Genomic DNA, 1,705 nt, shown 5'->3' with positions numbered 1-1,705 from the left:
AACCTGATCATCGGCGGCATGAACGACAACACCGTGCTCGGCGGCGTGCGCGCCACTGAAAGCGCCGGCTTCAAGGCCGCCAACGTGATCGGCATCGGCATTAATGGCACCGACGCCATCGGCGAATTGAAGAAAGCCGACAGCGGTTTCTTCGGCTCCATGCTGCCGAGCCCGCACATCGAGGGCTATAACACCGCACTGATGATGTACGAGTGGGTCACCAAAGGCACTGAACCACCGAAGTACACCGCCATGGACGAAGTCACCCTGATCACCCGCGAGAACTTCAAGGAAGAGTTGACCAAAATCGGGTTGTGGAAATGACCGCTGCGGCCCTGCGTTTTGACGCGATCGGCAAAACCTTTCCCGGGGTCAAGGCGCTGGACGGCATCAGCTTCACCGCCCACCCCGGGCAGGTGCATGCCCTGATGGGCGAGAACGGTGCGGGCAAGTCGACGCTGCTGAAAATCCTCGGCGGCGCCTACATTCCCAGCAGCGGCAGCGTGCAGATCGGCGCGCAGGTCATGGCGTTCAAGAGCGCTGCCGACAGCATCGCCAACGGTGTCGCGGTGATCCACCAGGAACTGCATTTGGTGCCGGAAATGAGCGTGGCCGAGAACCTGTTCCTCGGGCACTTGCCGACGCGTTTCGGTGTGGTCAACCGCGGCGTGCTGCGCCAGCAGGCGCTGGCATGTCTCAAGGGCCTGGCCGATGAGATCGACCCCGACGAGAAGCTCGGGCGCCTGTCTTTGGGCCAGCGCCAACTGGTGGAAATCGCCAAGGCGTTGTCCCGCGGTGCCAACGTGATCGCCTTCGATGAGCCGACCAGCAGTTTGTCGGCGCGGGAAATTGACCGGCTGATGGCAATCATTGCGCGCCTGCGCGACGAGGGCAAAGTGGTGCTCTACGTGTCGCACCGCATGGAAGAAGTGTTCCGTATTTGCGACGCGGTGACGGTGTTCAAGGACGGTCGCTACGTGCGCACGTTCGAAGACATGAGCACGCTGACCCACGACCAGTTGGTGACCTGCATGGTCGGTCGCGATATCCAGGACATCTACGACTACCGCCCACGCGAGCACGGCGAAGTGGCGCTCAAGGTAGACGGCCTGCTCGGCCCGGGCCTGCGCGAGCCGATCAGCTTTGAGGTGCGCAAGGGCGAGGTCCTTGGGCTGTTCGGGCTGGTGGGGGCAGGGCGCACCGAGCTGTTTCGCCTGCTCAGTGGCCTGGAGCGCGCCAGCGCCGGCAGCCTGCAGCTGTGCGGGCAAGCCCTGCAATTGCGCTCACCCCGCGACGCCATCGCCGCCGGTATCTTGCTGTGCCCGGAGGATCGCAAAAAGGAAGGCATCATCCCGCTGGGCAGCGTCGCTGAAAACATCAACATCAGTGCCCGGGATGCGCATTCCACCTTTGGCTGGCTGTTGCGCGACGGCTGGGAGAAAGCTAACGCCGACCGGCAGATCCAGGCGATGCGGGTCAAAACCCCGAACGCGGCGCAGAAGATCCTGTACCTCTCCGGCGGCAACCAGCAGAAAGCCATTCTTGGCCGCTGGCTGTCGATGCCGATGAAGGTCCTGCTGCTGGACGAGCCCACCCGCGGTATCGACATCGGCGCCAAGTCGGAGATTTACCAGATCATCCATAACCTGGCGGCCAGCGGCATTGCGGTGATCGTGGTGTCCAGCGACCTGATGGAGGTGATGGG

1 protein-coding gene and 1 pseudogene are annotated in these 1,705 nt (G+C 63.0%); both read left to right on the top strand.

Translation table 11 applies throughout. The annotated features are described in order from the left end of the window. Positions 1-324 (top strand): annotated as a pseudogene (locus TK42_RS26695) (arabinose ABC transporter substrate-binding protein); the annotation flags it as partial. Next, positions 321-1,705 (top strand): L-arabinose ABC transporter ATP-binding protein AraG (gene araG, locus TK42_RS26690; RefSeq protein ID WP_103735515.1); only part of this gene is annotated, 1,385 nt, incomplete at its 3' end. The pseudogene TK42_RS26695 and the gene araG, both read left to right, overlap by 4 nt.

Origin of the sequence: Pseudomonas sp. GZJR-8, from assembly GCF_002916705.1 — a bacterium.
GTDB classification, from domain to species: Bacteria; Pseudomonadota; Gammaproteobacteria; order Pseudomonadales; family Pseudomonadaceae; genus Aquipseudomonas; species Aquipseudomonas synxantha_A.
The sequence above is the reverse complement of the archived record's forward strand: the minus strand, read 5'-3'. Positions and strand labels throughout refer to the sequence as shown.